The sequence below is a fragment of the Saccharopolyspora soli genome (assembly GCF_022678645.1).
Taxonomy (GTDB): Bacteria; Actinomycetota; Actinomycetes; order Mycobacteriales; family Pseudonocardiaceae; genus Saccharopolyspora; species Saccharopolyspora soli.
The window spans coordinates 12,661-37,073 of the sequence record NZ_JALBWV010000009.1 but is presented as its reverse complement, the minus strand read 5'-3'; the positions used below and the strand labels follow the sequence as shown (position 1 = coordinate 37,073).

19 protein-coding genes are annotated in these 24,413 nt (G+C 69.2%); 9 read left to right on the top strand and 10 right to left on the bottom strand.

The genetic code is table 11. The features are described 5' to 3' along the window. Positions 1-24: 24 nt before the first annotated feature. The 3 genes from MOQ72_RS08845 to MOQ72_RS08835 form a co-directional block, all read right to left on the bottom strand. Positions 25-1,065, bottom strand: a complete 1,041-nt coding sequence (locus MOQ72_RS08845; RefSeq protein WP_242181824.1) for a hemolysin family protein — start codon at positions 1,063-1,065, stop codon at positions 25-27. Further along, positions 1,062-2,399 (bottom strand): hemolysin family protein, encoded by a 1,338-nt coding sequence (locus MOQ72_RS08840; protein WP_242181822.1) that lies wholly within the window; start codon positions 2,397-2,399, stop codon positions 1,062-1,064. The genes MOQ72_RS08845 and MOQ72_RS08840 overlap by 4 nt, the downstream gene beginning before the upstream one ends. Before the next feature lie 182 nt (positions 2,400-2,581). Continuing rightward, positions 2,582-3,142, bottom strand: a complete 561-nt coding sequence (locus MOQ72_RS08835) for a TIGR03086 family metal-binding protein (RefSeq protein WP_242181820.1) — start codon at positions 3,140-3,142, stop codon at positions 2,582-2,584. Between the two features lie 223 nt (positions 3,143-3,365). Here MOQ72_RS08835 and MOQ72_RS08830 point away from each other — a divergent pair, with 223 nt between their 5' ends. Continuing rightward, positions 3,366-4,841 carry a peptide MFS transporter gene (locus MOQ72_RS08830; protein ID WP_308197858.1) on the top strand — a complete coding sequence of 492 codons (1,476 nt, stop codon included), beginning with the start codon at positions 3,366-3,368 and terminating at the stop codon, positions 4,839-4,841. Between the two features lie 103 nt (positions 4,842-4,944). Here MOQ72_RS08830 and MOQ72_RS08825 read toward each other — a convergent pair whose 3' ends face one another. The 4 genes from MOQ72_RS08825 to MOQ72_RS08810 all read right to left on the bottom strand — a co-directional run bounded on the left by MOQ72_RS08825 (position 4,945) and on the right by MOQ72_RS08810 (position 10,805). Next, on the bottom strand, positions 4,945-6,450 hold the full coding sequence (locus tag MOQ72_RS08825) for an alpha/beta hydrolase (protein ID WP_242181818.1): 1,506 nt from the start codon (positions 6,448-6,450) through the stop codon (positions 4,945-4,947). Between the two features lie 109 nt (positions 6,451-6,559). Then, positions 6,560-7,939, bottom strand: coding sequence for a pyridoxal phosphate-dependent decarboxylase family protein (locus MOQ72_RS08820; protein WP_242181816.1), 1,380 nt, complete (start codon positions 7,937-7,939; stop codon positions 6,560-6,562). A 115-nt stretch (positions 7,940-8,054) separates the two neighbouring features. After that, positions 8,055-10,133 (bottom strand): FUSC family protein, encoded by a 2,079-nt coding sequence (locus tag MOQ72_RS08815; RefSeq protein ID WP_242181814.1) that lies wholly within the window; start codon positions 10,131-10,133, stop codon positions 8,055-8,057. Between the two features lie 81 nt (positions 10,134-10,214). Beyond that, positions 10,215-10,805: a TetR/AcrR family transcriptional regulator gene (locus tag MOQ72_RS08810; protein WP_242181812.1), complete on the bottom strand. Its 591-nt coding sequence runs from the start codon at positions 10,803-10,805 to the stop codon at positions 10,215-10,217. Positions 10,806-11,017: 212 nt separating this feature from the next. On the opposite strand from MOQ72_RS08810, the gene egtA reads away from it, so the two are divergent. From egtA to egtD, 4 genes are all read left to right on the top strand, one after another. After that, the gene (egtA, locus tag MOQ72_RS08805; protein ID WP_277953785.1) at positions 11,018-12,247 is read left to right on the top strand and encodes an ergothioneine biosynthesis glutamate--cysteine ligase EgtA; all 1,230 of its coding nucleotides are present in this window, start codon (positions 11,018-11,020) and stop codon (positions 12,245-12,247) included. 15 nt (positions 12,248-12,262) lie between these two features. Further along, positions 12,263-13,600 (top strand): ergothioneine biosynthesis protein EgtB, encoded by a 1,338-nt coding sequence (gene egtB / locus MOQ72_RS08800; RefSeq protein WP_242181808.1) that lies wholly within the window; start codon positions 12,263-12,265, stop codon positions 13,598-13,600. A 3-nt stretch (positions 13,601-13,603) separates the two neighbouring features. Beyond that, positions 13,604-14,362: an ergothioneine biosynthesis protein EgtC gene (gene egtC / locus MOQ72_RS08795; RefSeq protein ID WP_242181806.1), complete on the top strand. Its 759-nt coding sequence runs from the start codon at positions 13,604-13,606 to the stop codon at positions 14,360-14,362. A 145-nt stretch (positions 14,363-14,507) separates the two neighbouring features. After that, entirely contained in the window at positions 14,508-15,473 is a 966-nt protein-coding gene (gene egtD, locus MOQ72_RS08790) for an L-histidine N(alpha)-methyltransferase (RefSeq protein ID WP_242181804.1), read from the top strand. Positions 15,474-15,783: 310 nt separating this feature from the next. Here egtD and MOQ72_RS08785 read toward each other — a convergent pair whose 3' ends face one another. Together MOQ72_RS08785 and MOQ72_RS08780 are read right to left on the bottom strand one after the other, a co-directional pair. After that, the gene (locus MOQ72_RS08785) at positions 15,784-15,942 is read right to left on the bottom strand and encodes an HC3 family zinc finger protein (protein WP_242181802.1); all 159 of its coding nucleotides are present in this window, start codon (positions 15,940-15,942) and stop codon (positions 15,784-15,786) included. 250 nt (positions 15,943-16,192) lie between these two features. Continuing rightward, entirely contained in the window at positions 16,193-17,815 is a 1,623-nt protein-coding gene (locus MOQ72_RS08780; RefSeq protein ID WP_242181800.1) for a PucR family transcriptional regulator, read from the bottom strand. Positions 17,816-17,949: 134 nt separating this feature from the next. Between MOQ72_RS08780 and MOQ72_RS08775 the strand changes: the two genes are divergently transcribed. From MOQ72_RS08775 to MOQ72_RS08760, 4 genes are all read left to right on the top strand, one after another. Next, positions 17,950-19,254: an aspartate aminotransferase family protein gene (locus MOQ72_RS08775; protein WP_242181798.1), complete on the top strand. Its 1,305-nt coding sequence runs from the start codon at positions 17,950-17,952 to the stop codon at positions 19,252-19,254. Continuing rightward, on the top strand, positions 19,251-20,744 hold the full coding sequence (locus tag MOQ72_RS08770) for a CoA-acylating methylmalonate-semialdehyde dehydrogenase (protein WP_242181796.1): 1,494 nt from the start codon (positions 19,251-19,253) through the stop codon (positions 20,742-20,744). The genes MOQ72_RS08775 and MOQ72_RS08770 overlap by 4 nt, the downstream gene beginning before the upstream one ends. Before the next feature lie 54 nt (positions 20,745-20,798). Continuing rightward, the gene (locus MOQ72_RS08765) at positions 20,799-21,323 is read left to right on the top strand and encodes a GNAT family N-acetyltransferase (protein WP_242181794.1); all 525 of its coding nucleotides are present in this window, start codon (positions 20,799-20,801) and stop codon (positions 21,321-21,323) included. A gap of 84 nt (positions 21,324-21,407) precedes the next feature. Further along, positions 21,408-22,724: a PrsW family intramembrane metalloprotease gene (locus MOQ72_RS08760; RefSeq protein WP_242181793.1), complete on the top strand. Its 1,317-nt coding sequence runs from the start codon at positions 21,408-21,410 to the stop codon at positions 22,722-22,724. A 37-nt stretch (positions 22,725-22,761) separates the two neighbouring features. Here MOQ72_RS08760 and MOQ72_RS08755 read toward each other — a convergent pair whose 3' ends face one another. Beyond that, positions 22,762-24,267: an ArnT family glycosyltransferase gene (locus MOQ72_RS08755; RefSeq protein WP_242181791.1), complete on the bottom strand. Its 1,506-nt coding sequence runs from the start codon at positions 24,265-24,267 to the stop codon at positions 22,762-22,764. Positions 24,268-24,413 lie beyond the last annotated feature (146 nt).

Sequence of the window (24,413 nt, the reverse complement as noted above, 5' to 3'; positions counted from 1 at the left end):
GTGAGGACGGTGACGCGTGGGCGTTCAGCGCACGTGAGTGCCGTCCCGCACGGTTCCGACGTACTCCTCGACGAGGTCTTCGAGCGTGACCACGCCGACGGCGGCGCCGGAGGTGTCCACCGCCGCCGCCAGGTGGCTGCCCTCGCGCCGCAACGATGCCATGGCCTCGTCCAGCCGGGCGCCCACCGGCACCGTCGGCAGCCGACGCACCCGCGCGGCCGCGATCGGGGTGGACGGGTCGTGCCCGGCCTGGTCTAGCACGTCCTTGATGTGCAGGTAGCCGAGCAGCGCGCCGTCGTCGCCGCGCACCGGGAACCGGGAGAACCCGGTGTCGGCCACCACGCGCTCCACGTCGCCCAGGGTGGGGCTGCCGGGCAGGGTGGTCAGCTCCGGCAGCGGGACGAGCACGTCGCCGACCGTGTGCTCCACCGACGACAACGTCTGGGCGAGCCTGCGGTGCTCGGACTGCTCCAGCAGACCTTCCCGCCGGGACTCGACCAGCAGCTCGGCCAGTTCGGCGGAGGTGTAGGCGGTTTCCAACTCCTCCTTGGGTTGCACGCGCAGCAGCCGCAGCACCGCGTTGGCCAGCATGTTGAACAAAGCGATCAGCGGCCGGGCCAGCTTGACGAAGCCGACCAGCGCGGGCACCAGCCACAGGGCGAGCCGTTCCGGTTCGGCGATGGCCAGGTTCTTCGGCACCATCTCGCCGACGAGCACGTGCAGCACCACGACCAGCGCGAGCGCGATCGCGAACGCCACGGCGTGCATCACCGGTTCGGGGGTGCCCAGGGCGGCGAACGGCACCTCCAGCTGGTGCGCCACGGCCGGTTCGCCGAGGCGGCCCAGCCCCAGCGAGCACAGCGTGATGCCGAGCTGGGCACTGGTGAGCATCAGCGAGCCCTCCTGGCTGGCCCTGATCACCGTTTTCGCCCGACCGACGCCCTGCGCGAGCAGTGCTTCCAGCCGGTCACGGCGGGACGACAGCAGGGAAAACTCCGCACCCACGAAGAACGCGTTGAGCAGCAGCAGCACAACGCCGAGCAGCATGGCGAAGCCGTCGCTCATCGGGTCACCTCCACCGCTTCGGCGTGCGCCCGCTGGTGGCTCAGCCGCAGCTCGGCGATGCGGTGGCGGTCCATCCGCGTCACGGTCAGCAGCCAGTCGTCCAGGGTGAGCCGTTCGCCGACCTCCGGGATGCGGCCGAGCTGGGCCAGCACGAAACCGGCGACCGTCTCGTAGTCGCCGTCTGGTGCGGCGAACCCGGTGGCCTCGGCCAGCTCGTCCGGGCGCAGCAACCCGGAGATGATCCAGGTGTCCTCGCCCAGGCGGCGCACCGCGGCGATTTCGCGGCGGTCGTGCTCGTCGCGGACGTCACCGATGATCTCCTCGACGACGTCCTCCAACGTCACGATGCCCGCGGTCCCGCCGTACTCGTCGACGACCAACGCCAGCTGCAGTCCGGAGCCGCGCAGCTTCTCCAACAGCGCGTCACCGTCCAGCGTCTCCGGCACCGTCGGCACCGGTCTGGCCAGCGAGCCGACCCGAGTGGATTCGCGGTGCGCGGCCGGAATGCCGAACGCCTGCTTGACGTGCACGACGCCGTGCACGTCGTCGAGGTCGCCACCGTGCACCGGGAAACGCGAGAACCCCGTGCGGCGGGCGATGTCGAGCAGGTCCATCACATCCGCTTCGGCGGGCAGCGACTCCACCTGCACGCGCGGGGTCATCAGCTCCTCGGCGGTGCGGTCGCCGAAGCGCAGCGACCGGTCCATCAACTGCGCGGTGGCCTCGTCCAACGTCCCGTGCTCGGCGCTGGAACGCACGATCGAACCCAACTCGTCGGGCGAGCGCGCCGAACGCAGCTCCTCCTGCGGCTCCACGCCGAAGCGGCGCACCACCCAGTTGGCGCTGTTGTTCATCGCATCGATCAACCAGCGGAAAACCCGGGAGAACCCGGCGTGGTAGCCGGAGACCGCACGGGCGGTCGGCAGCGGCCGGGAGATGGCCAGGTTCTTCGGCACCATCTCGCCGAAGACCATCGACAGCGTGGTGGCCAGCAGGATCGCCAGCGTCAACGACACCGCCTCGGCGGCATCCTCGGGCAGGCCAACCGCGGTGAGCACCGGCTCGATGAGATCACCGATCAGCGGCTCCGCCACGTAACCGGTGACCAGCGTGGTGAGCGTGATCGCGACCTGGGCGCCGGAGAGCTGGAACGACAGCGTCCGGTGCGCCCGCTGCACGGCCTTCGCGCGCCGGTCACCGGCGGTGCTGGCATGCGCGTCGACGGTGCTGCGTTCCAACGATGTCAGGGAGAACTCCGCGGCGACCGCTAGACCGGTGCCCAGCGTGAGAACTCCGACGAAGAGCAGACCGAGGATCGCCAGCAGGACTTCCATCACCGGCCACCCCGCCCCGCGGTGCCGGTCATGAGTTGCGGAAAGCCGGGACTATGTCCCGGCTCGGTACTGCCTTCAGGTGATTGTGCCGCAGGCACTGAAGTTGTCACTCCTCGACGGAAAAACGAAAAATACCCCACCACTATATCCCCGCCACCGGTGTGCCAGCGGCGACGACATCATCACGATCGGCCGAGCAGAGCCAATAGCTTGGTCTGTTCGTCGGCATCGGCTGCCACCGGCCGCTGCGGGGCGAAGATCCCCAAGCCCTGCCAGGCAGGCACCTGCGGGGCGAACACCGTGTGCACCGCGGTGACCAGCGCCGGGTCCAGCCGGTCGTCGGCGCCGATGCCGCGGGCCAGGTCCCACGCGTGCACCGCCAGGTCCAAGGTCATCTGCCAGCCGTAGTCCTCGGCCGGGATCACGCCGCCGGTGACGTTCACCTCACCGCTGGTCGCCCCCGGCTTGTCCCACGCCTGCCGGGCGGCCGCGGCGGCTTCGCCCCAGGCGACGACCGGGTCGGCACCGAGCAGATCACCGTCGAAGCGGTCGCCGACCTCGTCCAGGGTGGCGCCGTCGAGCAGCCACGGCGCCCACAGCTGCTCGGACACCAGGTGGTTGAGCAGATCTCGGACCCGCCACTCGGTGCACGGGGTGGGGTTGTCCCACTGGTCGGTACCGATGCGGCGCACCCGGTCGTCGAACTCGGTCATGGCCCTGCGGTGCGCGTCCAACAGCTGCATGATTCCTCCTGATGTCCATTGTGATTGCAGTCACGGATTCGCGAGTGGCGGCACCGGATTCCCGGATCACGCGTCCAGTGTGGCCGGTTTGGGACGGATGCGTCGCACGCTGCGCGGCGGGTTCGTGCCCCGGTGGTCTAAGCCACTTCGGCGAGACGTAACCTGCCGCAGGTTTGTTGCGAGCGGCTACCGCCGCCTTTGACACGTACGAGAGGACGTGATCGTGAGTACACCCACGGTTGCGGACGCACCGCAGAAGGGGTTCTTCGGACATCCCCGCGGTTTGTTGACGCTGTTCTTCACCGAGATGTGGGAGCGGTTCTCCTACTACGGCATGCGCGCGATCCTCGGGTACTACCTGTACTTCGCGGTCGCCGAAGGCGGCTTGGGCATCCCCGAGTCGACGGCGCTGTCCGTGGTCGGCGTCTACGGGGCCTCCGTCTACATGACCGGCATTCTCGGCGGCTGGTTGGCCGACCGGGTCATCGGCGCCCAGTGGGCGGTGTTCTACGGCGGCTGCGTCATCATGCTCGGCCACATCAGCCTGGCCCTGCCCGGTGGCATCAGCACCGTGGTCCTCGGCCTGGTGCTGCTGGTGATCGGCACCGGCCTGCTGAAGCCGAACATCTCCGGCATGCTCGGCAGCCTCTACGGCGAGCACGACACGCGCCGGGACGCCGGGTTCTCGATCTTCTACATGGGCATCAACCTCGGTGCGTTCTTCGCGCCGTTCGTGGTCGGCACGCTCGGCGAGAAGGTCAACTGGCACCTCGGGTTCGGGGCCGCCGCCGTGGGCATGGCGGCGGGCCTGGTCCAGTACGTGCTCGGGCGCAAGAACCTCGGCTCGGCCGGGCTCAAGCCGGTCAACCCGCTGCCCGCCGGGCACCAGGGCCGGGTGCTGGGTCGCGCGGCGGGGCTCGCCGTGTTGTTCGTGGTGGTGCTGGTCGTTCTGTCGGTCAGCGGCGTGCTGGGCCTGGACGGGTTGGTCAACGTGATCAGCGTGATCTCGGCGGTGCTGCCGATCGTCTACTTCGTGGTGATGCTCGCCAGCAAGCAGATCACCAAGATCGAGCGGGACCGGCTGATCGCCTACATCCCGCTGTTCCTGGCGACCGCGCTGTTCTTCCTGCTGTTCGAGCAGCAGCCGAACACGCTGGCCAACCTCGCCGAAGCGGACACCGACCTGGACATCTTCGGCTTCGTGATCCCGGCGTCGTGGTTCCAGTCCATCAACCCGCTGGCGATCATCGTGCTGGCGCCGGTGATGGCTTGGCTGTGGATGAAGCTGGGCGAGCGGCAGCCGTCCACCCCGCAGAAGTTCGTCGGCGGGTTGTTCTTCGTCGGTGTCGCGTTCCTGTGGGTTGTGCTGTCGAAGGTCCTGGTCGGCACCGGTCACCACCTGCCGGTCATGCTGGCCCTGGTGTTCGTGATCATGACCGTGGGTGAGCTGATGCTCTCACCGGTCGGCCTGTCGGCGAGCACCAAGCTGGCGCCGAAGGTCTTCGCCTCGCAGACGATGGGCCTGTACTTCCTGGCCCCGGCGATGGGCCAGGGCCTCGGTGCGCAGGTGGTGAAGCTGTACTCGGTGGACAACCAGGAGATCTACTTCGGCATCGTCGGCGCGGCCACGATCGGCTGCGCGGTACTCCTGCTGATCGCCTCCAAGAGCATCAAGCGCTACATGCACGGCGTGCTCTAACACGGCAACGCCGTTCGAGCGACGAGTGAAGGGCACCTCCTACCAACTTACTCGGTAAGAGGTGCCCTTCACCCATGACCCGATCGTGAACCTGGGGTGTTGGTCAGGGGGTGCCTTGGGGGTTGTGGGGTTTGGTGGGGTCTGGGACGGGGTGGCCCGGGATGCTGGTGTCCGCGGGCGGGATCGTGCCGTGGACCAGGTACTCGGTGCCGATCCGGTCCGCCGCGGGGTTCCCGGCCAGCGCGAACACCCCGTGCTTGCCCGCGTTCTGCTCGGTGACCAGCACCGACGTCGGCAGCGACCGGTGCATCTCCAGCGCGCCCTGGTACGGGGTCGCCGCATCGTGCACCGAGTTGAACATCAACACCGGTGGCAGACCGGCGCCGGTGATCTTCGTCGGTTGCTGCCGCGGGCCTGGCCAGACCCGGCAGGGCGCCACGGTCCAGCTGTTGGACCAGGCGGACAGCGGGTAGTTCGTGGCCAGTGCCTGGGAGTCGCGTTCCCAATCCTCGCGGCGGCTCGGCCAGGGAGCGTCCGCGCACTCCACGGCGTTGTACACGGCGTTGGTGTTCTCGTCCGCCGCGTCCTTGACCGACACCTGGTCGATGAGTCCGCTGTCGTCGTTGTTGTTGTGGAAGTCGGACAGCGCCCCGGCCAGCGGAATCCAGTCGTCCTCGCCGTAGAGGGCGTTGAAGGTGGTCTCGGAGAACTCCGCCGGGCCGAGCGGGCCGCGCGGGGCTTTCCGCAAGTCGGCCTGGATGCCGTCCCACACCGCCCGCACCTGGTTGCGGTCGGTGCCGAGGTGGAAGACCCGGTCGTACTGGGCGATCCAATCGAAGTACTGGTCCAGCCGCTGCTGCGCGGACACGTCCTGACCGAGGGTGTCGCGGTACCAGATCCCGGAGGTGTCCGGGTTGACCGAACTGTCCAGGATCATCCGGTCCACGCGGTCCGGGAACAGCTGCCCGTACACCGCGCCCAGGTAGGTGCCGTAGGAGTAGCCGAGATAGTTGATCTTCTGCTCGCCGAGCGCTTGCCGGATGCTGTCCATGTCCCGGGCGTTGGTCGGCGTGTTCAGGAACGGCAGGTACTTCCCGGCCCGCTGCTGGCAGCCGTCGGCGTACTGCTGGGCGCGCTGCCAGTTCTGCTCGCGGGTCTGCGGCGCGTCCGGGTCGGGCAGCGGGCTCTTCCAGTAGGTCGCCGGATCGACGCAGCTGATCGGGGTGCTGTGCGCGGTGTTGCGGGTGTCGAACCCGATCACGTCGTAGGAGTCCAGCACCTGGGCGGGCAGCTGGCCGATGAGGTCACCGGCGAAGCTGATCCCGGCGCCACCCGGACCACCTGGGTTGACCAGCAGCGAACCGCGCCGTTCGGTGGGCTTGCGGGCGGGCAGCTTGGAGATCATCAGTTGCAGCTTCTCGCCGTGGGGCGCGCGGTAGTCCAGCGGTACGTCGAGCTTGGCGCACTGCATTTTCGGGTAGGGGTGGCTGATGTCCGCTGGGCACGGTCCGAAATGCAGACCGGGTGCGGCTTGGGCGGTCGCTCCGGTGACCGCGGTGCTGACGAGCACCACGGCCCCGGCGAGACCGAATGCGATAGAGCGTTTCACGGGGCCTCCTCGCCAGGGTGGATCGGGTTGTCCGCAGCGTAATTGCTCGACCACAGTCCACCCAGCGCTGAAAAAACCGTATCCAGCAGTGGATCTGTGCCGGTTCTTTTCACAGCGACCGCAAAATGTCCACAATGCGCATGGTGTCCGAATTAGTGGTGCGCCAGTTGCTGAATGCGGCGCGCAGTCCGGGTGTTCCCTTGTAGACGGTTGGCGTTAGGAACGATTCGCCGGATTCGGAAATTGCGCGGGCGAGCGCGTCGATTCGTGCCGCGCTGGGATCCTCGGCGAGGGTGAAGCAGACGACGTTGAGGCGCACCGGGGCCAGCAGCCGCAGGCGCGGCAGTTCGGCGATCCGGTCACCGAGTTCGCAGGCCAGCGCGATGTCGCGCTCGACGATCTCGCGATGCCCCTGCCGCCCGTAGGCGGCGAGCGTGAACCAGGCCGGGAGGGCCCGCAGCCGACGGGAACTCTCCGGTGTGAGGTGCACGAAGTCCGGATTGTCGGTGGGCAGGCCCAGGTATGCGGCGGCGTTCTGGAAGATGCGCACCTGCAGGTCCCGGCGGCGGGTGAACTGGACGGCGCTGTCGTAGGGCACGTTCAGCCACTTGTGCAGGTCGACGCACACCGAGTCGGCTTCGTCGATTCCGGCGACGAGGTCGGCGTGCTGCGGGGACAACGCCGCAAATCCCCCGAAGGCAGCGTCCACATGCAGCCAGAACGGATATCGCTTGCGCAGCGCCGAGATCGCCCGCAGATCGTCGAAGTCCACGGTGTTCACGGTGCCCGCGTTGGCCACCACGATGGCGGGCCGACCGTCCAGCGCGGCGAGTTCCGCCGCGAGCCGATCGACGTCGACCGCCTCCCGCCCGGCCATCGTGGCCAACTCGCGAACACAACCGCGGCCCAGGCCGAGCATCGCGAGTGCCTTGTAGACACTCGAGTGCGGACTGCCGGAAAGCACCGGCAGGTTCCCCAGCGCCGCGACGCCGTCCTGCGCCACCGAAACGCCGAGCCGCTCACCGACCCACTCGCGGGCGATGGCCAGGCCGACGAGGTTGGACATCGTCGCGCCGGTGACGAACGCGCCGTCGTGCGCCGCGCTCAGCCCGAAAAGCTCGCGCAACCAGCCGACCGCCTCGCGTTCCAGATCCGGTGCCGCCGAGTCGGTGCTGACCACCACGTTCTGGTCGAACGCGCTGGTCAGCCAGTCGCCAGCGACGGAAGCCGGAGTCGCGCCGCCGGTGACGAACCCGAGGTACCGAGGTCCTGCACTGCCCGAGAAGCCCGGCGCCCAACGTTCCCGGAACTGGTTGAGCGCACCGTCGGCTCCCGCTCCGCGATCCGGGAGTGGGGCAGGTGCCCGGTGTTCGGGCGCGACCGCGGCGGGCCGGTCCGCGATCCCGGCCAGCACTTCGACCGCAAATCGCCGAGCGTCGTCGAGCAACTCGGGCAGTCGGGCGAGATCGGCGGCGAGATTCGGGTCCAACGCGGGCACCTCGGAGTTCGATGTGGTCGGTTCAGCATCGCGAAGGTAATCATCCGGTGGCCCCGGTGTCGCGGTCCAATTCGGATCTCCTGGCCTGCGCGCCGGACCAGGAAGGTCAACCGACGGGCTGTTTTTCGGGTGCTGCCGCGCCGAGTTCGCGGGCCAGGTCTTCGACGACTTGCTTGGTGCGGTCCAGCCAGCGGATGCTGCGGTGCAGCGAGGTCGGGCCGTCGGGCAGCGATTCGGCGATGTCGTGCAACGCGTCAGCCGTGCGCTGCGCCGAGGTGATCGCGGCGTCGAAGCTCACCTGGGCCTCGTCGGTCATCGACTCCACCGCATCGGCCAGCGCCCACAGCAGTTCGGCCAACCGGTTCCGGGTGTCGTCGTCGACCATGTCCACAGTGGCCGACAGCGCCACCGCCAGATTGCGCACGTAGTAGGCGGTGCCGCTGAGCATCGCCACCGACCGGTGGACCTGGCTGCGTCGGGACCGCAACCGGTAGTTGGTCAGCGGCTTGGCGCTGTTGATCACCTGCTGCAGCCCGTCGTCGAGGGCGCGCATCGACTCCTGCGCTCCGGTGACCGTGCCGTGCTCGCTGATCTCGGTGCCCGTGCCGCGCAGGAAGTCCCGCAGCGACAACAGGAACTCCTGGATGTTGGTGCGCACCAAGTGCCGGGTGCGGGTGGGCAGCACGAACACCGCGGCCACTACGCCAGCCGCCGCGCCTATCGCGGTCTCCCACAAGCGGGTTTCCAGCACTGAGACGTTGAAGGTGCCCAGGATGCCGTAAAGCACGCCGAGCAGCGTGGTGATGAAGAACGTCATCATCGCGTACGAGTAACCGGTGAAGTAGAAGCCCAGGAACACGCAGGCCAGGATCATCGCGATCTCGGCAGGTTCGTTGCCGGAGATCTGCGCGGCGACCAGGATGCCCGCCACCACGCCGAGCATGGTGCCCGCGGTGCGCTGCCACGCCCGGACCAGCAGTTCGCCGCGGCTGTTGGTGCTGATGAACACGACGAACGCGGTGATCACCGCCCAGTACCAGCGGTTCGGCGAGGCCAGCTGACCGAAGATGATCGCCAGTGCTGCCGCGCAGGTGACCTGGATGGCCATCCGCACCTCGGGACGCCGCAGCCCGGTCTCGGCTTCGGGTGCGGCTTCGGCACGCGGTTCTGGGGGCATCGCGGTCGGGTGCGTGCCGAGTTCGCCGGTCGCGTTGGCCAGATCCGCCAGTCCGGCACCCAGCCGCCGGACCGCCATCGCGATCTGCACCGAACCCTGCTGCTCGATCCGTTCCGCGACCAGCCGGGTTGCCTCCCGGACTTCCTGCGGATCCGTTTGCAGCACCGCGAGAAGGGCGCTGATCGCCCGCGGCACGGTGTCGCCGCCGCTGGGGTGGTCGACCAGTCGCATCAGCGGGGTGAGCAGGTTCTCGGCGGCGAGTTCGACGTCCAGGATGTGGTGCCGCAGCAGCTCGCGGCCCGCCTCGTCGAGGGTGCTGAGCTGGCCGACGGTGTTCTCCAGCATCAGCGACGTCTCGTTGAGCCGGACCGACCGGTTGTGCAGCGCTCGGCGGCGCTGCGCCGAATCAGGGTGCTCGGCGACGTCCCGCACGGCGTGCAGCAGCCCGTGCACCTGGGCGCGCAGCGTGCGGCGGCCCCGTTCGAGCACACCTTCGGGATCGTCGCGCAGCACCAGGAACCGCATCACGAACGCTGCCAGCGCCCCGGTCACCACGGCCGCGACCAGCGCGGGCAGCTGCGGTAGCTGCGGGCGCAGGAACATCGCGAAGAAGTACCCCATGAACGCGACCATGCCCAGCGGGAAGTACCGCGGACCGAAGCGGCGGATGTAGGTGGCGGTGAAGATCACCGCGAGGAACAGCGCGCTGTGCACCAGCGGCCACGACGCGGTGAGGATCGACAGCAGCAGCGCGAACGTGGTCGGCAACGGCATCAGCAGGTTGGTGATCTGCTGCTGCCGCCGGTCCCGGTCGTTGATGCCGAGCGAGGAGTTGATCGCCACCACGGCACCGATCAGCGCCAGTGGCAGGGACTGCCCCCACCACGACAGCACCGGCAGCATGATCGCGAGGGTGAGGGCGACCGCGAGCGTCACGCGCGTGGCGGTGCGCAGTCGGCGCAGCGCCGGATCAGAGGCGAGGAAGCGGTTCCACCACTCGCTCCACATGGCGCCCCGAGGCTCCTTCGTGCTCGTCCGTTTGCGGTAGTGAGATTACGCCGAGTACCGCAGTGGTGTGCGCACCGGGGATCATTGGCGGTGGCGGCGGACGCTCTCCTCGACCACGTTCAGCACCGCGCTGAGGTGTTCGGCGGGCAGGCCCATCGCGAGGTGCGACACGAGACCTTCCAGCACCAGTTCGAGGTATGCGGTCAGCACGTCCACGGAGACGTCGTCGCGGAGGTTGCCCGCGTCGCGCTGCCACTGCAGGCGGGCGCGGGTGGCGGCGGTCAGCTGTTCGGAGCGTTGCGCCCAACGCTGCCGGAACTCGTGGTCGGTGCGCAGCCGCCGGGACACCTCCAGCCGGGTGCCGAGCCAGTCGGCGCCGGGGGTGTGGCTGCGGCCGTCGCCGGGGTGTTCAAGCAGGTTGCGCATTACCTGCACGAGACCCTGCTCGGCCACCACGTCGGCCATCCGGGTCGCGTCGTCCTCGGCCAGTGCGAGGAACAGCGATTCCTTGTCCTTGAAGTGGTGGAAGATCGCACCGCGGGAGAGTCCGGTCGCTTCTTCCAGCCGTCGCACGGTCGCGCCTTCGTAGCCGAAGCGCGCGAAGCAAGACCGGGAACCGTCGAGGATCTGACGGCGCCGGGCGTCGAGGTGGTCCTGGCTGACCCGAGGCATCTCCCGATCGTCCCAGGCGGGTCCGACTCAATGCAATCCGTACGTACGTTTTGCTGGCCACGTCCCTACCGCGGGGTGAACCGCGGTACCGCAACGAAATGAGTTTGATAACAGTAAACCTCGTAGCAACTCGGGGGATCAAGAACAAGGGTCGCGACCGTCGGGGGCCCGAGGTAGCGTCGAAACTCGGCCAATAACAGGCGGTGATCCTTTTGCCCGTATCGACCGATCCTGCAGCCGCTGATTTTCCGACTTCTCGGGTCCGCACCCGGGCGGAGGCTGAGGCTTACGTCGCGTCGGTGTGCTTCAAGCACGGCCCACCGAGGTTGCTCGGCATCGAACTCGAATGGACCGTGCACCACTTCGACGACCCTGCTCGGCCGTTGGATGCCGCGACGTTGATCGCGGCGCTCGGCCCGCACGCACCACGCTCCCTGGTCCCGGACAGCCCGCACCGCCGATTGCCCAACGGCTCGGTGCTCACCGTCGAACCCGGCGGCCAGGTCGAGGTCTCCAGTCTTCCCACCACTTCCATGCGATCGCTGTTCAGCGTCGTCGCCGCCGATGCCGAGTACGTCGAGCGCCGGTTGCGCACCGCCGGGCTGGTGCTCGGCGACCAGGGCACCGATCCGTGGCGATACCCGAGGCGAATCCTGCGGGTGCCGCGCTACGCCGCGATGGAGACCGCCTTCGACCGCATCGGTCTGGACGGGCGGTTGATGATGTGCAGCACCGCTGGGGTCCAGGTCTGCCTCGACGCGGGTCAACCGCACCGCGTCGCCGCGCGCTGGGCGGCGCTGCACGCGCTGGGGCCGGTGATGTTGGCGATGTTCGCGAACTCGCCGCAGCTGTTCGGCGAACGCACCGGCTGGGTGTCCACCCGCACCCGCGCGCTGCTGCGCACCGATCCGCCGCGCACCCGGCCCGGCCCGATCACGGCCGATCCCGCCGGGGGCTGGGCCAAGCGGGTGCTCGACACCTCGCTGGTGTGCCTGCGCCGCGACGGCGAGGACTGGACCGCGCCCAGCGGCGTCAGCTTCGCCGAGTGGATCCACGGCGCGCTGCCGGAACCGCCCACCCGCGACGACCTCGACTACCACCTGACCACGGTGTTCCCGCCGGTGCGGCCCCGTGGCTACCTGGAGGTCCGCTACCTCGACGCGCAGCCCGGCCAGGACTGGATGCTGCCAGCCGGGGCGCTGATCGCACTGTTCCGCGACGAGTCCACTGTGGATGAAGTATTGGCGGTGACGGCCCCGGCGAACGGCCGCTGGGTGCACGCCGCGCGGCACGGACTGCTCGACCGGGCATTGGCGCGCAGCGCCCGCGACGTGTTCGACCTGGCGTGCCGACACCTGGCGGAACCGGACAGCCCGGCAGGGCTGTCGGACCGACTGGCGGAATTCGTGGCCCGGCGGCTCGCCGCGGTCAGCGACCGCTGAAAACCGGAGGTAGTGGTGGAAAACACCCAGAACCTGGCAGATTTGGGCATCGAGGAACTGCGCGCGCACGTGGCCGCCGAGCTGGCGCGCACCCGGCAGCGCAGCGCCGAGCTGACCGATTCCGTCGATGACGAAGACCTCGTGAAGCAGCATTCGCCGCTGATGTCGCCGCTGGTGTGGGACTTGGCCCACGTCGGCAGCCAGGAGGAGCTCTGGCTGGTGCGCGATGTCGGTGGGGCGCCGGCGATCCGCCCGGACATCGACGACCTCTACGACGCCTTCCAGCACGCCCGCGCCGATCGCCCGCAGTTGCCGCTGCTGGGCCCGGCCGAGGCCCGCGAGTACGTCGGTACGGTGCGCTCGAAGGTCTTCGACCTGCTCGACCGCACTCAGCTGGAAGGGCGGCGACTGGTCGAGCAGGCGTTCGCCTTCGGCATGATCGTGCAGCACGAGCAGCAGCACGACGAGACGATGCTGGCCACCCACCAGTTGCGCGACGGGCCGCCCGCGCTGGCCGCCGAACCGCCACCATCCAATGTGGACATCCTGCCGCCCGAAGTCTTCGTCCCCGGTGGGACGTTCACGATGGGGACCTCCACCGAACCCTGGGCGTTGGACAACGAACGACCGGCCCACGAGGTGCACGTCGACGACTTCTTCATCGACAGCACCCCGGTCACCAACGGTGCGTACCAGGAGTTCATCGACGCGGGCGGCTACCACGACCCACGCTGGTGGAGCGAGGCAGGTTGGGCCTACCGGCAGCGGGTCGACCTGCGGGCGCCGCGGTTCTGGCGACGGGACGGCGACCGGTGGCTGCGCCGCCGGTTCGGCCACGTCGAGCCGGTGCCGGAGCGCGAACCGGTGGTGCACGTGAGCTTCCACGAGGCCGAGGCTTACGCGGCGTGGGCGGGCAAGCGGTTGCCCACCGAGCAGGAGTGGGAGAAGGCCGCGCGGTTCGATCCGGGCAGCGGTCGGTCGCGGCGGTATCCGTGGGGCGACGACGATCCACGGCCCGAACACGCCAACCTCGGCCAACGGCACCTGCAACCGGCACCCGCCGGGGCCTACCCGGACGGAGCCGCGCCGTGCGGCGCGCGGCAGCTCATCGGTGACGTGTGGGAGTGGACCGCCACGGATTTCCTGCCGTATCCGGGATTTTCCGCCTTCCCGTACCGGGAGTACTCCGAGGTGTTCTTCGGGCCGGACTACAAGGTGTTGCGCGGTGGCTCGTTCGGCACCGACGCGGCAGCCTGCCGCGGCACCTTCCGCAACTGGGACTACCCGATCCGGCGGCAGATCTTCGCCGGGTTCCGCTGCGCCCGGACGCCACGACACGAGGAGCGCGACTGACACATGTGTCGGCACGTGGGATATCTGGGGCCCGTGGTCTCGTTGGCCGAACTGCTGCTGGAACCGGCGCATTCGCTGCTGGAGCAATCGTGGGCGCCCGAGGACATGCGCGGCGCGGGCACGATCAACGCCGACGGCTTCGGGGTCGGCTGGTACCGGTCCGACGGCTCCGGCCCGGCCAGGTACCGGGCGGCGGTTCCGATGTGGACGGACGGATCGTTCCAGCAGACCGCCGAAGACCTGCACAGCGGCGCGGTGGTCGCGGCGGTGCGCTCGGCGACCGTCGGCATGCCGGTGGTGTCGGACGCGTGCGCTCCGTTCACCGACGGCACCTGGCTGTTCAGCCACAATGGCCGGATCACCGGCTGGCCCGATTCGGTGGCGAAACTCGCCGCCCGGCTGGACGTCGTCGATCTGCTGACCTTGCCCGCCCCGACCGATTCGGCCCTGCTGTGGGCGCTGCTGCGCCAGCGGTTGGCTGCGGGCGCCGATCCGGGTGCGGTGGTGCGGGAGTTGGTGGACGAAGTGCTCGCCGCCGCGCCCGAATCGCGGATGAACCTGCTGCTCACCGATGGCGCTCGGCTGATCGCCACCACCTGGACGCATTCCCTCTGGGTGCGCCACGGGGACGCCTCGGTGACGGTGGCCTCCGAGCGGTTCGGCGCTGCGGACGGGTGGGTGGAAATCCCGGACCGCTGCCTACTGGTCGCGGACCCGGAAGCCGTGCAGGTGACGTCATTGCCGGGAGTGGACCAACCGTGAGTAGCCCTGTGTCAACGTCAGTGCTCCGCAACCGCACCTCAGGGGACCGTGACGAAAACCAGCCACAAGAAACCACGAAACGCGAGATTCGTATGGACGCAACCACCACTGTGAATCGCGGAGAGGCGGGACTGGAGGCGGAACAGTGCCGGAACTGATCATCCGATTCACCGAGGCCGACGCGGCCCGCGAGTTGCGCGCCGATGTCCGCGCGGGCTTGACCGACAGTCCGAAGTGGTTGTCGCCCAAGTGGTTCTACGACGCGGTCGGCAGCGACCTGTTCGAGCAGATCACCGCCCTGCCGGAGTACTACCAGACCCGCGCCGAGCAGCAGATCCTGTCCCAGCGCGCGCTGGAGATCGCCGAGGTCACCGGCGCGGCCACCCTGGTCGAGCTCGGATCCGGATCGTCGGAGAAGACCCGGCTGCTGCTCGACGCGTTGCGAAAGCACCAGACGCTGCAACGATTCGTGCCGCTGGACGTGTCGGGCGCCGCGCTGCGCGCGGCGGTGGAGGCGATCGCGCTCGACTACCCGGAACTGCGGGTCAGCGGCGTAGTCGACGACTTCACCAGCGGACTGAGCGCCCTGCACGCGGGCACCGGGCGGCTGGTCGCGTTTCTCGGTGGCACGATCGGAAACCTGCTGCCCGCCGAGCGCGCGGAGTTCTTCGCGGCGGTGCGGGCGGCCTTGCAGCCGGGCGAGTGGTTGCTGCTGGGCACCGATCTGGTCAAAGACCGGCAACGGCTGGTCCGCGCCTACGACGACGCGCAGGGCGTGACAGCGGAGTTCAACCGGAACGTCCTGCGGGTGCTCAACCGCGAGCTCGGTGCCGACTTCGTTCCCGAGCAGTTCCAGCACGTGGCGTTGTGGAACGCCGAGCAGGAGTGGATCGAGATGCGGCTGCGGGCCGCGAGACCGATGCGGGTCCAGCTGGCGGAGCTGGCGCTGACCGTCGAGTTCGCCGCGGGCGAGGAGATCCGCACCGAGATCTCGGCGAAGTTCCGGCGCGAGCGGGTTCGCGACGAGCTCTCGGCGGCGGGCTTCGAGCTGCACCGTTGGTGGCTCGACGACGCGGGCGACTTCGCGCTGTCCCTCGCCGCGGCTCGTTGACGCGGCCCGATCGAGTCGATCGGCGAACAACGAACCGCACCCGTCCGGGCATCGGGCGGGTGCGGTTGGTCTTTCGGGGCTCTCATCCCGGGTTGGCCAGTGGTTGTGCGGTTCCCGGGCAGCTCAGGCAACGCACGCACGGCATGCCCGCTGGTTTGGTGGATACCTCCGCCAGGTCAGCGGGGATTTCCAGGCCGCAGAACGTCAGCCAGTACTCCGGGACGCCGCTGTCCGGGACGGCCGCGAGGTGCGCTTGGCGGCGGGATTCGGCCTACCACGCCGAAGGCGAAGCGCACCGCGACAGCGCCGTTCACGACGTGATCCCGTTGAGCCGCTTGGCCGCCCGCAGGCAATCCGCGCAGGTGGGCCACAACCAGCTCAGCTCGGTTCGTTCCGCCGCTGGCACGGTCTGCTCGCAAAGCGTGTCGATGAGCTCGCCGTCTCGATGGCACTGCCCGTGGTGCAGCATTCCGGCTCGAAAACCGGGTGGTTGCGCGGGAAACCAACCTGCGCGCGCAACACATAGGCCAGCCGCGCACCGACAGCCACTGGGGGGAGGTGCCGTCAGTACGCGGCCAGCGGCCCCAGGCTACACCCGCCGCCCCGCCGCGTTTTGGTGGCTCGTCGAGCGAAGTGGACCGAGCGGATCCGACCTGGTGTTGACCGGGAAGGCCCTGGCACAGGCCGGAATTCGGCGACGATCAGGGCGTCCTTGGGGGTCAGGTTCGGCTCTCCAGGTCCCAGGCCAGCAGTGCGACGTGCAGTGATACCAGGGATTCCGGGGTGTCCAGGGAGACTCCGAGCAACTGCTCGATGCGGGACAGCTGGGCGTAGTACGCGGTGCGGGAGAGATGTGCCGCCGTTGCCGCCGCCGACTTGTTGCCGCCGTGTTGGCAAAGCGAACGCAGGGCGTCCAACAGCCGTTCGTTCGACAGGATCGGGCCCAGCTCGCGTTCCGCGAACGCGGTCAGACGTTCGTCGCCGCGCAGCAGGTGCAGGAGACCGCGCAGCCGCACATCGTCGAGCCGGTGGAACTCGCGGGTGCCGTCGGCGACGTGCAGGGCCGCTTCCGCGACCTGCGCGGCTTCGGCGAGCGTCCGGCGCGCTCCGGAAATCGAGCCGACGGTGCTGCCGACCGCGACCACCACCGGCAGCGAATGCGCCCCAGCGGACCGGCGGACATCCGCCGCCAAGCGGGTCAGGACGGTATCGGCGTCAGCGGCGCGCAGCACCACCAAGGCGCGCACGGTGAGGTCGTCGACCACTCCGACCAGCACCGGCAGCTTCGCCTTGCGCGCTGCCAGTGCGGTCGCCTCGGCGAGATCTCGCAGCACCTGCTGGGTTTCCAGCGCCGGAGCGAGCGTCGTCGTGGTGCTTGGACGGACCGCGATCCCCACCAACGGGCCGTCGAGCGGCACTCCGACACCCGCGGCGCGCGCCGCGAGATCCGCGGTGTCGGTATCGCCCGCGAGCAGCTCGGTGATCAGGGTTCGGTGGGTCTGGCGTTCCAGGCTTTCCCGGTCGCGGTTCACCAGCCGGTTCACCGCGAGCGCCGACGCCGCCCGCTCGGCCACCACGACGTGCCGGTGCGGCGGCTGCGGGCAGAGCACCACCAGCCGCCCCCAGTCGTCACCGCGCGCCCCGACCACGGTGGTCAACCACTGCTGGTCCGGGTCGTAGCAGGTGCGGCCGGACTGCACCACCGAGCGGGAGCGCTCCGACCACTCCGAGAACAGCGCCACCGGGTCCTGCCCCGCCGCGTCGTAGGCCAGCATCTGGTGCGCGAGGGTCTCCAGAACGACCGGATGGCCGACGATCCGCGCGGCTTCGCGCAGCACCGACGCCGGTTCGGCACCGGAGGTGGTCAGCGCGGTGAAGGTGTCGTGGATGGCATGCGTGGCGCGCAGTTCGGCCAGTTGGGCATCGCGGATCCGGGCGATCACCGCCTCGGTGACGGCGACGAACTTCGTCTCCTCCGCCAGCGTCACCAGCGGCAGATCGTGCCGGTGCGCGGCATCCACCAACGCGGTGGGAACGCGGTCGCGCCACCGGCGCACCAGCTCCACGACCACCCCGCAAACCCCGACCGCGGCCAGTTCCTCGACGTAGCGGACCAGCTCCGCGGGCTCGTCCGGCAGCGCGATGCCGGTGGTCAGCACCAACTCGCCGCCGCTGAGCAGCGGCGCGATGTCCGCGATCTCGGCGACGTGCACCCAGCGCACCCGCCGGTCCAGGCCGGACGCCCCGGCGATCACCCGCGGTTTGCCGCGCCGCAGCACCGGCAGGTCGAGCACCTCGGACACGGTCGGCAGCGCCAGCACATCCGGCGAGATCGGCTTCATCGGACCCCTTCCTGGTGCACACACCGTAATGCGCCACCGGCCATTTCCGCACATGTTGTCCGTGGTGGCCGCCGAGGTCGGCCGGGAACACTGACGTCCGCAGCACGCGGACGGCCCATTCGCTAGGGGAACTGATGACGGAATCTGATCTGTTGGCCCGGCACCGCGCCGCCATGCCCAGCTGGCTGGCCCTGTACTACGACGAGCCCATCGAGGTCGTCAGCGGTTCGGGGCGGCACGTCACCGACGCGGCGGGCAACACCTACCTGGACTTCTTCGCCGGGATCCTGACCAACGCCATCGGTTACGACGTCGCCGAGATCAGCGACGCGATCCGCCGCCAGGTCGACACCGGCATCTTGCACACCTCCACGCTGTACCTGATCCGCCAGCAGGTGGAGCTGGCCGAGCGGATCGGCGAGCTGTCCGGGCTGGCCAACCCCAAGGTGTTCTTCACCAACTCCGGTACCGAGGCCAACGAGACCGCGCTGCTGCTGGCCACCCAGTACCGGCGCAGCAACCAGGTCCTCGCGCTGCGCAACTCCTACCACGGGCGGGCCTTCGGCACCCTCGGCGTGACCGGCAATCGCGGCTGGTCGGCCAGTTCGCTGTCCCCGGTCAAGGTCAGCTACGTGCACGGCGGCTACCGCTACCGCAGCCCGTTCCGGGACTACTCCGACGCGGACTACATCGCGGCCTGCGTGGACGATCTGCGCGAGGTCATCGAGACCACTACGGCCGGGGACGTGGCCTGCCTGATCGCCGAGCCGATCCAGGGCGTCGGCGGCTTCGCCACGCCGCCCGACGGGCTCTTCGGCGCCTTCGCCGAAGTGCTGGACGAGTACGGCATCCTGCTGATCTCCGACGAGGTGCAGACCGGTTGGGGGCGCACCGGCGAGCACTTCTGGGGCATCCAGGCGCACGGCGTGACCCCGGCGGCGATGACTTTCGCCAAGGGCCTCGGCAACGGGGTGGCCATCGGCGGGCTGGTCGCCGAGGCCGAGCTGATGGACTGCCTGACCGCGAACTCGATCTCCACCTTCGGCGGCAACCCGATCTCCACCAGCGCGGCTTCGGCCGCTCTGGACTACCTGCTGGACCACGACCTGCAGGGCAACGCCGCCAAGCTGGGCTCCCGGCTGCTGGACGGGCTGCGCGAGCTCGCCGAGCGGTGCCCGCTGATCGGCGACGTCCGAGGCAAGGGCCTGATGATCGGCGTCGAGCTGGTCGAACCCGGCTCCCGGCGGGCCGCGGCGGCGTCGGCCACGCGGGTGATGGAACTGGCCAAGCAGCGCGGAATGTTGATAGGCAAGGGCGGGCTGCACGGGAACGTCCTGCGCCTGGCGCCGCCGATGACGCTGACCGAGGAGGAAGCGGCGCAGGCGCTGCAGATCCTCACCGAAACCATCTCGCTGGCCGAGCAGGAGCTCCACCCATGACAGAACTGATCAGGCACTGGATCGCGGGCAAGTTCGACGACGCGACCCCGCAGCGCACCGGCGAGGTGTTCGACCCCGCCACCGGAAAGGCGACCAAGCATGTCGCGTTCGCCTCGGAGTCCGATGTGGACGCTGTGGTGGTGCGGGCGGCCGAAGCGCTCAAGACCTGGCGGCACACCTCGCTGGCCCGGCGGTCGAACGTCCTGTTCGCCTTCCGGGAGCTGCTCAACCAGCGCAAGTCCGAGCTGGCCGAGATCATCACCGCCGAGCACGGCAAGGTGGTCTCCGACGCCGCTGGTGAGGTGCAGCGCGGCCTGGAGAACGTCGAATACGCCTGCGGCATCCCGAACCTGCTCAAAGGCGGCTTCTCGCAGAACGCCTCGACCAGCGTCGACGTGCACTCGGTTCGGCAGCCGGTCGGTGTCGTCGGGGTGATCTCGCCGTTCAACTTCCCGGCCATGGTGCCGCTGTGGTTCGTGCCGGGCGCCATCGCCTGCGGCAACACCGTGGTCCTCAAGCCCAGCGAGAAGGATCCGTCGGCGGCGAACTTCATCGCGCAGCTGTGGCAGGAGGCCGGGCTGCCCGACGGCGTGTTCAACGTGGTGCACGGCGACAAGGTCGCGGTCGACGCGCTGCTGGCGCACCCGACGGTGAAGGCGGTGTCGTTCGTCGGCTCCACGCCCGTGGCGCGTTACGTCTACGAGACCGGCACCAGCAACGGCAAGCGGGTGCAGGCGCTCGGCGGGGCGAAGAACCACATGGTGGTGCTGCCGGATGCCGACCTCGACCTGGCCGCCGACGCCGCGGTGTCCGCCGGTTTCGGCTCGGCCGGGGAGCGGTGCATGGCGATCTCCGCGGTCGTCGCGGTCGATCCGGTCGGTGACGAGCTGGTCGCCAAGATCGCCGACCGGATGGCGAAGCTCAGCGTCGGCGACGGCCGCCGCAACTGCGACATGGGACCGCTGGTCACCGCCGCGCACCGGGACCGGGTGACGTCCTACGTGGCTGCCGGGGTCTCCGCCGGAGCGGAGCTCGTGGTGGACGGGCGCGGGGTGCGCGTCGACGGTGCGTCCGACGGGTTCTGGCTCGGGCCAACGCTGTTCGACCGCGTCCGCACCGACATGTCCATCTACACCGACGAGATCTTCGGGCCGGTGCTGTCGGTGCTGCGGGTGCCCGACTACGAGGCCGCGATCGGGGTGCTCAACAACAACCCGTACGGCAACGGCACGGCGATCTTCACCGAGAACGGCGGCGCGGCGCGGCAGTACTGCGAAGAGGTCGAAGTCGGCATGGTCGGGGTGAACGTGCCCATCCCGGTGCCGGTGTCGTACTACTCCTTCGGCGGTTGGAAGGACTCGCTGTTCGGCGACGCGCACGCCTACGGCCCGGACGGCATCCAGTTCTACACCCGCACCAAGGTCGTCACGACGCGCTGGCCGGATCCCTCCCACGGCGGCGTCAACCTCGGCTTCCCGCAGAACCGCTGACGGCAACCGAGCCTGCACGAAGGGTCACTGCGCGGCTCTCTAGGCTCTCCGGGCGTGGGAGAGCTGGAACTGCGACCCGTCCAGGAAGACGACCTGGTCGCACTGGAGCGGTTGATCAACGATCCGGTGTCCGCTGCGCCGTACAACTGGTGGGGCTGGCGGAAACCGGGCCTGATGGCCAAGCGGTGGGAGGAGACCGGACTGCTGGGTGACGAGCAGGGCGTCCTGCTGGCCGTCACCCAGCAGGAACTGGTCGGTTTCGTGTCCTGGCACCGGGTGGCGACCGGTCCGACGTCGCACTGCTGGGAGATCGGCGTCAACCTCCAGCCGGATTCGCGCGGTCGGGGGCACGGCACCGAAGCCCAGCGGTTGCTGGTGCGGTACCTGTTCGCCAACACCCAGGTCAACCGGATCGAGGCGGGCACCGAGCTGACCAACGTCGCCGAGCAGCGCTCGCTGGAGAAGGCCGGGTTCACCCGCGAAGGGGTGCTGCGCGGCTACGGTTTCCGCGACGGCCGGTGGCGGGACTGCGTGCTGTACAGCATCTTGCGCGCCGAGGTAGATCTGGATTCGCGGTGATCCGGGTCTCCTCCGGCGGGATCGCACCACCAGTTGGCCGGGTTCGCCGGTGGTGGCAGGGGGCGATCTCCTACGCTCGCAGGCATGCCCGCGCTCAGTCCTAGGTCGGTTCTGGAAGGTCGCAGCTCCAATCGTGCGCCGATACCGCTGATCATCGGTTTGGTGGTGTCCGGCTGCTGTCTGCTGCTGGCGCTGACGTTCTACCTGATGCAGGGCGGGCCGGTCGACGTGGTGATCGGTACGGCGCTGGCGCTGCCGACCGCGATCGTGCTCATCGCGCTGATCCTGTTGATCGACCGGTTGGAACCCGAGCCGCAGCTGAACCTGTGGCTGGCGTTCGGGTGGGGCGCCGGGGTGGCGATCATCGGTGCGCTGATCGTGAACACCGGTAGCGAGATCCTGATGGCACCGGCACTGGGCGCGGAGTTGGCCTCGGCGGTCACCGTGTCGATCGTGGCGCCGGTCGTCGAGGAGAGCTTCAAAGGCGCGCTGCTGCTGTACCTGCTGTGGGTCCGGCGGCACGAGATCGACGGGCCGACGGACGGGATCGTCTACGCCGCGATGTGCGGGCTGGGTTTCGCGCTGGTCGAGAACGTCCTGTACTACATGCAGGGGTTGGGTGCCGAGACCGGGGAGATCTGGGCGACGGTGCTCATCCGCGGCGTGGTCGCGCCGCTGGGCCACCCGCTGTACACCGCGATGACCGGGCTCGGCGTCGCCTACGCCGCCACGCACCGCGGCGTTGGTCGGTTCTTCGCCGTGGTCGGTGGTTGGTGCGGCGCGGTGTTCCTGCACGCGCTGTGGAACGGCAGCCTGACGCTGGCAGGTTTCGCGGGCCTGGTGGTGGCGTACCTGGTGCAGTTCTTGGTGCTCATCGGGCTGATCGTGCTCCTGGTGCTGGACCGCAAGCGGCTGGTCCACCTGATCCGCAGGTACCTGCCCGCCTACATCCCCAGCGGCCTGGTGCAACCGAACGACGTGCGGATGCTCGGCAGCCTGTCCGGACGTCGGCAAGCCCGGCATTGGGCGCGCACGCAGGCGGGCACGACCGGCGCGCGTGCGATGGGCGACTACCAGCTGGCGGCTACCGAACTGGCACTGCTGCACGCGCACGCCGAGAACGCGACGATCCCGCCGCAGAAGTTCTTCGCGCGGCGGGAGGCGATCCTGGGGTTGATGCGGACCGCGCGGGATGCGTTCTTCCGGCGGATGCCGCAGGCACCGCCGCCGCCGTGGGCGCGCCAGGAGCGGTCCGGCTTCTTCGCCCCGCCAGTGCGGTTGACGGCGGCGCAGCTGCCGACCTACCAACCGCGCCCGCCGGGCCCGCCGCCGGGACACCGGCCGCCGCAGCCACCGGGGCCGCACGGCCCGCGTCCCGGCGGGCCTTGGCCGCCCAGGTGAGCATCGGTGCCCGTGGCACAGGGGCGGGGACGCCCGATCAGATGGTGCGGATTCGTGGCCACAGGCTCGACCACTGCTGCTTCGGGCCCTGGTAGAGGGTGAGCGTGTTGCCCTGGGCCACGTTCACCAAGCCCGTCTCGACCGTCGCGAGCTCGCGCTGCTGGCCGAAATAGCGCGCGAGCGGTTGCTGGTTGCCGACGTACAGCACGGTGTCGGCCGTTTCCGGTGGCGCGCCGAAGAACCAGTAACCGCGGTGCGGGCTGTAGGCGCGGGGCAGGCCGACCTTTCGGTCGTAGACGTCGAGCGCCCCGGCCAGGTAGTAGTTCTCGGCGATGAGCACCGTGTGGCGTTGCTGGTCGGGTGGTAACGCCCGGTATGCGCGGGCGACCGTGTCCGCGAGCGTGGGCCAGCCCGTTTCGTAGAGGCGCGGATAGCTCGGGAATTCGGGGTGGCGGGCCAGGAAATCCAGCGGGTAGATCGGCAGGACCGCCAGCGGCAGGACCGCGGAGAGCAGGTAAGCGGGCCAGTGCAGCTTTCCGGTCCTGTGCTGCAAGCCGACGGCAGCCGCCGCGAACAGCAGCCCGTACAGCCCGGCGACGTAGTTCGGACGGCCACCGGCGAGCAGGAAGCACAGGAACACCATGATCGTGGTCCAGCCGAGGAACCGGAACGGTTTCAGCGCGGGAGCGCGCAGGAGTTGGGCCAGGCCGTAGCAGCAGAACACCGCGCCTACCGCGATGCCCGCGTAGAACAGGGCGGTGGGCAGCAGGAACAGCCTGTCGTTCTCGTTGTTCACCGCCGTGCTCATGTCCAATGCGGGCCAGCCGTTGGTGGCTTGCCACCACAGCGTCGGGATCGCCGTCACCGACGGGATCGCTGCCGCCACCCACAGCAGCGGTCTGCCGAAGATGCTTCTCGGGCCGACGATCGCGATGCTCAGCAGCAGCGCCGCGATCAAGGCGACCACCTGGAATTTCGTTTGCAGCGCCAGGGTTGCCACCAGGCCGACGTGGACCAGCAGTCGGTCTCGGCGGATTCCCCGGTCGGTCAGCCTGGTCCAGCGGGCCAGCAGCCAGAGCATCGTGGTCCACTGCAGCGGTTCCATCGTGGCGGCGGTCAGCCAGTGGCCGTTCAGCAACAGCCACGGAGACAGCGAATATGCCGCTGCGGCCAGGGTTTGGGCTCTTGCGCCCCCGCCCAGTTCTCGGGTCAGCAAGGCCGTGACGATTACGCCCAGTGCTGTTACCAGTGCTGAAGGTAATCGAAAGACCAACAGCGAGCCGGGGAACGCCCTGTCCAGGAAAGCGGCCAGCAGCGGGACCAGTGGTTGCTGGTCCATGTATCCCCAGGCCGGGTAGAACTTCCCGGCTGCCAGGAAGTAGAGCTCGTCCGTGACGTAGTCGTAACGCGCCGCCAGGACCAGCAGGAGTGCCGCGACGAGTGCGGCGATGGCCAGGACTTGGGCGCGGGCGAACGCTGGCAGGGGCCGGGGGAGGCGTTCGGTGATCTCGGCTTCGGGGAAGGTGTTGATTCTGGTGAACATCTGCTTCCCCTGGGCGGTGCTCGATCTCGGGGCAGTTTATCCGCCTGGGCGTGGTCCGGAGCGGTTTTCGGCGAATCGCCCCGGCTGATCGGCTCGATCGTCCACAGCGGTTTCGCCGCCGGGTGCTGCGGGTAGTGCCAGGGCAG